Origin of the sequence: Dolichospermum lemmermannii CS-548, assembly GCF_028330815.1 — a bacterium.
Taxonomy (GTDB): domain Bacteria; phylum Cyanobacteriota; class Cyanobacteriia; order Cyanobacteriales; family Nostocaceae; genus Dolichospermum; species Dolichospermum lemmermannii.
In genome coordinates this window covers 1-8,959 of the sequence record NZ_JAQMTJ010000132.1, presented here as the reverse complement: position 1 = coordinate 8,959, position 8,959 = coordinate 1, and the positions used below count along the sequence as shown (strand labels likewise).

General features: G+C 37.9%; 8 protein-coding genes and 1 pseudogene. 2 read left to right on the top strand and 7 right to left on the bottom strand.

The genetic code is table 11. From position 1 onward, the window contains the following. Positions 1-79 precede the first annotated feature (79 nt). The 5 genes from PN450_RS08750 to PN450_RS08730 all read right to left on the bottom strand — a co-directional run bounded on the left by PN450_RS08750 (position 80) and on the right by PN450_RS08730 (position 4,635). The gene (locus PN450_RS08750) at positions 80-1,489 is read right to left on the bottom strand and encodes an arylsulfatase (RefSeq protein ID WP_271836035.1); all 1,410 of its coding nucleotides are present in this window, start codon (positions 1,487-1,489) and stop codon (positions 80-82) included. Positions 1,490-1,544: 55 nt separating this feature from the next. Next, positions 1,545-2,531: a formylglycine-generating enzyme family protein gene (locus PN450_RS08745; protein WP_053540154.1), complete on the bottom strand. Its 987-nt coding sequence runs from the start codon at positions 2,529-2,531 to the stop codon at positions 1,545-1,547. Between the two features lie 100 nt (positions 2,532-2,631). Further along, the gene (locus PN450_RS08740; RefSeq protein ID WP_168636863.1) at positions 2,632-2,787 is read right to left on the bottom strand and encodes a hypothetical protein; all 156 of its coding nucleotides are present in this window, start codon (positions 2,785-2,787) and stop codon (positions 2,632-2,634) included. A 124-nt stretch (positions 2,788-2,911) separates the two neighbouring features. After that, on the bottom strand, positions 2,912-3,871 hold the full coding sequence (locus tag PN450_RS08735) for a sulfurtransferase (protein WP_205748614.1): 960 nt from the start codon (positions 3,869-3,871) through the stop codon (positions 2,912-2,914). 92 nt (positions 3,872-3,963) lie between these two features. Continuing rightward, positions 3,964-4,635 carry a glutathione S-transferase family protein gene (locus PN450_RS08730; RefSeq protein WP_168636865.1) on the bottom strand — a complete coding sequence of 224 codons (672 nt, stop codon included), beginning with the start codon at positions 4,633-4,635 and terminating at the stop codon, positions 3,964-3,966. Positions 4,636-4,888: 253 nt separating this feature from the next. On the opposite strand from PN450_RS08730, the gene PN450_RS08725 reads away from it, so the two are divergent. Then, positions 4,889-5,665 carry a sulfite exporter TauE/SafE family protein gene (locus PN450_RS08725; protein WP_271836034.1) on the top strand — a complete coding sequence of 259 codons (777 nt, stop codon included), beginning with the start codon at positions 4,889-4,891 and terminating at the stop codon, positions 5,663-5,665. Positions 5,666-5,755: 90 nt separating this feature from the next. Here the strand turns inward: PN450_RS08725 and PN450_RS08720 are convergent, their stop codons facing one another. Beyond that, positions 5,756-6,934: a hypothetical protein gene (locus tag PN450_RS08720; RefSeq protein WP_271836033.1), complete on the bottom strand. Its 1,179-nt coding sequence runs from the start codon at positions 6,932-6,934 to the stop codon at positions 5,756-5,758. Positions 6,935-7,131: 197 nt separating this feature from the next. On the opposite strand from PN450_RS08720, the gene PN450_RS08715 reads away from it, so the two are divergent. Continuing rightward, positions 7,132-7,413 (top strand): helix-turn-helix domain-containing protein, encoded by a 282-nt coding sequence (locus PN450_RS08715; protein WP_271836032.1) that lies wholly within the window; start codon positions 7,132-7,134, stop codon positions 7,411-7,413. Between the two features lie 93 nt (positions 7,414-7,506). Here the strand turns inward: PN450_RS08715 and PN450_RS08710 are convergent. Continuing rightward, a pseudogene (locus tag PN450_RS08710) lies at positions 7,507-8,814 on the bottom strand (ABC transporter ATP-binding protein); the annotation flags it as partial. Between the last annotated feature and the right edge of the window lie 145 nt (positions 8,815-8,959).

The window sequence follows — 8,959 nt, the reverse complement described above, 5'->3', positions numbered from 1 at the left end:
TTATCACACCACGTCCCTTTTAATGCTACTTATTCTCATTAAGCATCTTAATTTTTGAATTGACTTTAGTTATTATGTACTACTTTAAGGGCTTTTTTGATCTGTGACAGTTTGGGGTGCGGAATGTGGGTTTAATGCGATCGCCCCATGCAATAATTAAGGGGTTACGAGTGCCACCAAAATGAGAAGCTATTTGCTTTGTCCATTGGAAGGGAGTTGTACCAGCCCAAGCCCAAGCTGCATGATAATGATTAAAGGTTTTGGGACTACCTAAATCATTTAAAGAAGCTAACAGTTGTTCTCGACTTTCGGGTACTTTATTGAAAACTTTTAATTCATTGACGCTACCTGCTAAACCACCTTCTGCACTAGCACCGTTATCACCAACAATGTAGAAAACTAGGGTATTGTCTAATTCCCCGATTTGGTCAATGGCATTAATTAATCTTCCTACTTCATGGTCTGTATATGCTAAAAATCCCGCAAATACTTCCATTTCATGGGCATAGATTTTTTGATCATCTGGAGATAAGAAATCCCACGCTGGTAATTCTTTCGGACGGGGAGTAAGTTGGGCATTAGCAGGAATTACACCCAATTGTTTTTGCCGGGTAAAGGTTTCTTCTCGTAATTTATCCCAGCCTTGATTAAACTTGCCTTGATACTTGTCTATCCAGACTTTAGGAGCGTGATGAGGTGCATGGGTAGCACCGGTAGCCAAATAGGTAAAGAAAGGCTTATCGGGGGCTATAGACTGTTGAGAATGAATCCAGCTAATGGCATGATCTACTAAATCTGGAGTCAAATGGTAATCAGGATTATTAGTTGGTGGTGCAATCCGCTTGGTATTTTCGACTAAAGCCGGACTCCATTGGTTAGTATCACCACCCAAAAAGCCGTAAAAATACTCAAATCCTAACCCTGTCGGCCAGCGGTCAAAGGGTCCAACCGCACTAGTTTCATAATCTGGTGTATTGTGCCATTTACCAAAAGCTGCGGTGTTGTAACCGTTTTGCTGTAATACTTCCGCTACAGTAGCTGCACTCTTAGGTAAAATAGTTGTGTAACCAGGAAAACCAGATGCTAACTCTGCAACTACACCTGTACCCACTGAATGATGATTGCGTCCAGTTAATAAAGCTGCTCTGGTAGGTGAACAAAGGGCTGTGGTGTGAAATTGGTTATAACGTAATCCTTTTTCCGCTAAATGAGTCAAATTCGGGGTTTCTATAGCACCACCAAAGGTACTCGCTTGCCCAAAACCCACATCATCCAATAATACTAATAATACATTGGGGGCTTTTTCCGGGGCTTTAATTGGTGCAGGAAAATCCGGTGTTGATTCTTTGTAAGTAATGCCGATTTTACCTTTAAAAGATGGTGGATTAATCGGTAATACTTTTCCTGTATCTGCTAGTGCGGGGCTAGTAGTGATTAGGAAAATGATGGAAAGAGATAATGCGATCGCTCGCAAAATTAAATTTAACATATTTTTTTCTCACGCAGAGACGCGGAGGCACAGAGAGGAATTAAGAGAGTGTTCTTTAATTCAGGTTTTTTACTAATCGAAAGCCGATATGAGTTGTTCCGGTATCGGGAGATTCTGATTCTCGTGCTGCTGGACGGTAGCGGCTACAATAGTTTGGCGCACATAGATAAGAGCCTCCTTTGATGACATGAAGGGCAGTTTCTGTTGGTTTTTTGGGGTCAAAACTTTTATTTGGTCCAGTGGGGTTGACGCTGTGGGCTTTGTTGTCATGTCCTAAACTAAACCAGTCGGAAGTCCATTCCCAAACGTTGCCGGTCATGTCGTAAAGTCCATAAGCATTAGCTGGAAAAGAACCTACTTTTGCTGTTCCTACATAACCATCGGCTTTGGTATTAAAAAAGGGAAAGATTCCCTGCCAAGTATTGGCTTTTTTGGCAGAATATTGATTACCCCAGGTATAAGTTGCGCTGTCTAATCCACCACGAGCGGCGTATTCCCACTGTGCTTCTGTTGGTAGTAATTTTTCTGCCCATTGGGCGTAGGCTAGAGCATCTTCGTAGGCAATATGCACAACTGGATAGTTTTCTTTCTCTGTAATGCTGCTATCAGTCCCAAAAGGATGCTGCCAATTAGCACCGGGTGTCCAATGCCACCAACTGAGAAGTTGAACTTGCTTAACTCCTGGTTCGGGCATTTGAAATACCAGAGAACCTGGTAATCGCTGCTCATCTGGTAAGTCAGGAAACTGTTCTTTTGATAATGGACGTTCGGCAACTGTTACATAATTTGTGGCATTGACAAACTCAGCAAATTGGGCGTTTGTTACCTCATATTTATCAATGCAGAAGGAGCTAACTGTCACGTTTTCTCCTGTTCGCTCTTCCTCAAAACCAGAATCATCTGCTCCCATTTTGAATATACCTCCAGAAATCATTACCATTCCTGGAGGACAGGGATTAACGGTATCTGCTAATGCTGGCGAATTGGTAAATAGTGATATGAGTGCAACTACCTGAATCAGCAGTAATATTAAGAACCGCATTTTATCCTGTTGGAACTTTTAAACCAAGAATTTTGTCCAATCCCCCTACATAAAGTTCTGTAGAATTAGCTACTACTTGGATGGATAATCCCATAGATAACTAAGCTCCTGAGCGATCGCTTGTAGAATCACTGGGAGGTTGATCTTTACTACTTCTACAACTGACCAAGTTATCTTGATCGAGATTATTAGCAGCAAATACATATACTGGACTAAAGATGAAAATTGAAGCAGTGATTAGTAAAATTACTTGCATACCTCATGGATTTATTTTTCAAAAATTTGTTCGCGTAGCGTCCCAAAGGGAAAGGAAGCAGGAGTTAACATAAACTATGAGTTCATGACAGAAATACTGGAAAAGACTTTTAACTTGTGTTCTTCTAAGTTAGTTTTTCCTCTCCTGTAGCCACTGGTAAATCTTTTTGAGTGCTATATTCTGTCCAAGAACCTTCATAAATTCTGACTTTGGGATAATTAAGCAGATGCTTTAAAACCACATATTGTAATGTAGCTTCTCGTCCTGTACTACAAGAAACAATAATGTCGTTTCCAGGAGTAATCTTTTTATCTGCCAGAATTTTCTTAATCTCATCTAATGACTTTAATTTGTGAGGATTTTTAGCATCTGTAAATGTTACCCAAGGAATATTCCGCGCACCAGGAATATGTCCATTGCGTATCCAAATATTTTCTTCACCCCGGAACAATTTTTCTGGTCTAGGATCAATAAAAGTAACTCCTGGCTTACCAATAAATTTTCTCACATCATTTAAACTCACACGCACTGAAGGGTTATCCCGAACTGTGAATTTACTGGCTGAGTATTTAGGAAATTCTTTTGTGACAACTTGATCAGTTTTATAACCAGTATAACCACCATCTAATACGGCAATATCTTTCAATCCAGAACGTTCTAGTAAATAAGCAACCATTGTCGCACCTAAAACATCTCTACCATCTGAATATACGAGTACACGACTATTATTTCTTACTCCTGAGTTGGCAAATATTTCGCCTAGTTTTTGATTGTCCCAATATTGTACTGGTAATCCTTCTTTTGGACCTCTAAAAGCCATATCAGCAATGTTTACAGCATTGGGAAGATGTCCTTCTATATAGTCGAGAGGAAAATTACGTACATCTAAAATTCTGAGGTTGGGATCTTTGGCGTTTTCAGCTACCCAATTTGATGAAACAAACTGAATGTTAGCGCGAGAATCAGCTGATAATACTGGTAAAGGTAATAAGGGGATACTTACTACAAAGGCAAAAAACATTGTCACCAAAGCAAATAACTTAGGTTTTTTTAAACTTTTGAAAGAGAAACTTTTAAACGTCATTTTTACCATTCTTTGTATTTAATCAAACCATTAATTATTAGTGAAATTACCTTAATTAGCACTAATATTAAAGTAATTTCAAAAACTGCATTTTACGCCGTTGGGACTGTTAAACCGAGAATTTTAGCAAATCTCTCTACATAAAATTCTGTAGGATTAGCAACTTGTTGAATGGATTCCCGTTGACGCAGATTTTCCCACCATTGCTGCAATTTAGGTGTTTCTGTTGGCAGTGTAAAATTACGGAATTTCTCCAAAACTGGTAATCTTTCAAACCAAGGATAGAAGCTAATATCAACTAAACTTAAATTTTCCCCCAACCAGTAAGCACCATTACTAGAAAGTTTACCTAATCCTTCTTCTTCAATATACAAAAGAGACTCTAAAAACTCTCTCCGTCCCTGTTCTTGTTCTTGTGTATCTTTACCACGCAGCAATTTACCGAAGGCTGGAGCTAAACGAGTATTAGCGTAGTCAATCCAAATCCTAGCAACTGCTTTTTTAGCAGGATCATGAGGTAATAAAGCGGGTTCGGGGAATACTTCTTCTAAATATTCATTGATAATTGTAGACTCATATATTTCTACATCTCCATGCTTAATCGCAGGAACTTTACCATAGCGAGAAACTTGGGTAAAAGCTTCTGGCTTATTCTGTAAATCAATTTCAATTGCTGTAAAATCAATTCCTTTTTCCAGTAATACCACACGGGTTCTTTGGGAGAAAGTAGAGGCTTTAGCGTAATAAAGTTGTAAGTTACTCATTTAGTCCTTTCCTTGATTAGGATTTGTTTGAATTTTTGGTTAATTGCAAAAATCGCAAGTTGAATGACAGCCAAAGATAGAAGTGAATCAATTTCACTCCTACGATTTAAATTTTTTAACTGGCAAACTACCAGGGTTTTAAGTTAACTACGGTTTCTTGGTCGGATTAGCGTATTATATTAGGAGTATTCCATAGTTTTTACTAAAAAACAAGTCTTTTAGCAAACATTGTTCTCAAAATTTACCAGCCAAAATGCTCAACAATTTAACACTTGTCCATAGCTTGCTTCTTTTCAGTACCGCGTTTATTGCCGGGTCACTTAATGCTGTAGCGGGAGGTGGTAGTTTTATTACATTCCCCACGTTGATATTTACTGGTGTATCGCCAATTACTGCCAATGCTACAAATAATACTGCTTTATGGATTGCAGCTATGGCCAGTGCGGGTGCATATCGTCACAATTTACATATTCCGCGACGACAGCTTTTGATACTATGTATTACCAGTTTAATTGGTGGGGGAATTGGTTCTATTATTTTGTTATATACATCAGCGGATGTGTTTAAACAGCTACTTCCTTATCTGTTACTTTCAGCCACGCTGATATTTACATTTAGCGAACCTCTGAAAATGTGGCTACAATTTCAAAGCAAAAAATCATCATCAGAATCTCCACCTTTATTAATTCTTGTGATTGCTCAATTAGCAATATCTATTTATGGAGGTTTTTTTGGTGCAGGTTTAGGAATTTTAATGTTAGCAACTTTAAGCTTTTTAGGTATTAAAAATATTCACACCATGAATGCTTTTAAATCTTTTCTTGGTAGTTGTATCAACGGTATCGCTATTTTTCCTTTTATGTTCGCTGGTTTAATTGCTTGGCATCAGGCTATTTTAATGGCTGTGGGTGGTTCACTTGGTGGTTATTTATGCGCTCATTATGCTCGGAGATTAGACCCTCGTTTTGTGCGGATATTTGTGATTGTTGTTGGTTTTAGTATGACTACTTACTTTTTTATTCGGGGCTAAAACCAAGAACAATCGTCGTAAAAATGAACTAGTTGCTGATTTTATTGAGAGTGCATGAAAATTTTTACATCAAGTTTATTGTCCTGCTTTCTATGTCATTAAACCTGAAGTTAATTGGTCAAGAATAATTTTATACGATTCGCTAAGTCTATTAATTAGTGCATCATAAATAACCTCATAATTTTCGTTTTTCTCTAGTAAACTAAGCCTCTTATTAATGCTCTTCAGAGTTTCCTGTTTTTTAGAATCTGAAGTAAGATGGGAACTCAAAACACGAAAATCATACAGCACATATAATGGAAGTGATACATTTGAAAAATCAGGGATATGAATAATTTTTTCTAACCATTTTTCAAATAATTTTAGAGACCTAAGCCCTTTGATTTCATCTTTATTGAGTACATCTTTAAGTTCATTTTTAAGGAAATGCGGATCTAGACTTTCAACCATAACTCTGTTAAGAGCCTCTATAACGGTACTGATATGTTTTTCTTGCCAGAATACTGGTCGGTCAAGATTCTCAATAACTTTACTTATTTCTCCTTCAAATGAGTAAAGGTATCCCCCTCTTTCTCTTTGGCAAGCCTGAATAACTTTTGATCTAATATGAAATAAAGCATTTTCAGGAGAGGGATTTGAAAATTGCACCTCTATTTGCGATTCATAAAACTCAGAGTATAAATCATGATCAGATTCTACATTTTCAGATCTAAGATAATGTTGTTCATTCAATGGCAATTTATCAATATCACCTAGCCACATGATAACTTTGCGATTCCTATTAATACCGAAAGAGATATCAAACTCATCTTTTTTATGTATGCTCCCATAAGTTTTGGAAAATAAATCTAGGCGATAGTCGGGATGTTGAGAGTATTTGTTTAAAACTGCAAGATTAAAGAAAACCGGAGTTAAAAAGCCATCATCCCAGTGTCTTTGCAATCCTGGTATATTTTCATAGTCTCTATGGTCATATAGAAATTCAACTTGCCCATAATTGAAACGCCTTTTAAAGTCTTGTCGAGGAGACAACCGTACCTCCAGTGTTCCTTGCTCTTTTGCTTGATCACTGACAGCTAGTATGACTCCTTTTGTTTTCTCTGGAAAATAATATTTAGCGCAATTATCACAATGCAAAAGAGGAATGTTTGACATATATATATTTATTCCCTCAAAAATTATTTTATAACTATCAAAACAAAAGTCTAGCCAACCATTACAAATCTCACAGTAGTGGGTTTGGATTTTTTCAAGTTGCAAGTCAACCATTTAAACTGCAAAGCTCCCGATTAGTATTTGCCATCAATGCTAGAAATAGTATATCTTGTAGCAGACTAGGTTGCCTTTCTTAACTCAAGCTGCAAGATGAGTGATCGCACTGATTCAAACTTTTATTAAATGAATCAAAAAAGAGAACAAGCGATCGCATCTTGCACAGAAGAACAGGGATTAACAGGAGTAATGTGATGGATCAAGCTAAGAAAGAACGTTTAGAATCTAAAGGCTGGAAAATTGGCACAGTTTCCGATTTTCTGGAGTTAACAACTGAAGAAAGTATCTTTGTGGAAATTAAACTAGCTCTCAGTAAAAACTTGAAGGAACGTCGCCAAAAATTGATGACTCAAAGTGAACTTGCTGCTAAAATTAGCTCCAGCCAACCTCGAATTGCTAAAGCTGAAAATGGCGATGCTTCAGTTTCAATTGAATTATTAGTTCGGGCAATTTTAGCCACTGGTGCAACTCCTTAAGATATTGGCCAGGTTATTTCAGGTGTGAAGTAAAAGAAATCATGAAAATGACCCTTTCTTTTAACAGGAGTTAATCATGACTATAGTTATTTGTTATTTGTTAATTAAGGCTTGTTCCTGTGGTAGAAATCCACCAGCTTGCATTTGCCATAATCTGTAATAAGCTCCACCCTTAGCCAATAGTTTAGAGTGTGTACCATCTTCAATGATGCGACCTTGATCAAACACCAAAATGCGGTCTAAATGAGCGATAGTAGATAAACGATGTGCCACCACAATTACCGTTTTTCCATTCATTGCTGAATCTAGGGTATCTTGAATCGCTTTTTCCGTAATGGAATCAAGGCTAGAAGTTGCTTCATCTAAGATTAAGATAGGTGCATTTTTGAGGATAACGCGAGCAATCGCAATTCGTTGTCTTTGTCCCCCAGAAAGTTTAACACCACGTTCCCCCACTAGAGAATCATAACCCTCCCTCATTTGGGCAATAAAATCATCAGCATAGGCTTTCCGTGCTGCTTCTATCAGTTCTGCTTCTGAAGCTTCTAAACGTCCATAAAGAATATTTTCTAACAAAGTGCGGTGGAATAGAGAAGGGTCTTGAGGAATCAAACTAATTTGCGAATGTAGGGCTTCCTGAGACATATCTTTGATATCCACCCCATCAATCAATATTTGTCCCGATTGAGGGTCAAATAAACGCAAAATCAGATTGACAAAACTAGATTTCCCAGAACCGGAAAACCCCACCAGTCCAACGCGCTCTCCTGGTTGAATGGTGACAGAGAGATTAGTGAATACAGTTTTCTCTGATGAGTAGCCAAAATGCACCTGCCGAAACTCAATACTACCTTTAGTGATGGCGTGATTTATCGCATTGTCCCGATCTATGATTTCATGGGGTTGAATGATAGTATTCACACCATTAGCTACATTACCAATATGTTCAAAAAATTCTAAAAACCGTTTGCTTAAATTGCGAGCTTCACTAATGATTAAAAGTGACAAACTGGTGGCAACAACGAAGTCAGCCGCAGCAATTTTTCCTTGACTCCAGAGAGAAAGTGAGTAATACAAAGTGCCGATTTTTAAAACTGCTGCTGAGATAAACTGAAACCAGCGAATTCGTTCGGAATACCAGTTAGACTTTCTCACCTCTTTAAGTTCGCGCTTTAATTGGTCATTCAAATAGCGGCGTTCAAAACCCAAACGAGCAAATAGTCGGCTACTGGTGAGATTAGTCACCGAATCTACAATAATCCCAGTGGTTTCACTTCTAGCAGATGCGGCTTTGCGGGCATAAATTCGGCAACGAGTCGCTAACCAGAAGGAAATACTGATGAATAAAACTGCCCAAATCCCCACAAATGCAGCCAGGGGAGGATAGACACGATAGAGTAATGCAGCCCACATTCCGCACCCCAAACTGTCACAGATCAAAAAAGCCCTTAAAGTAGTACATAATAACTAAAGCCAATTCAAAAATTAAGATGCTTAATGAGAATAAGTAGCATTAAAAGGGACGTGGTGTGATAAAGTGAAACTT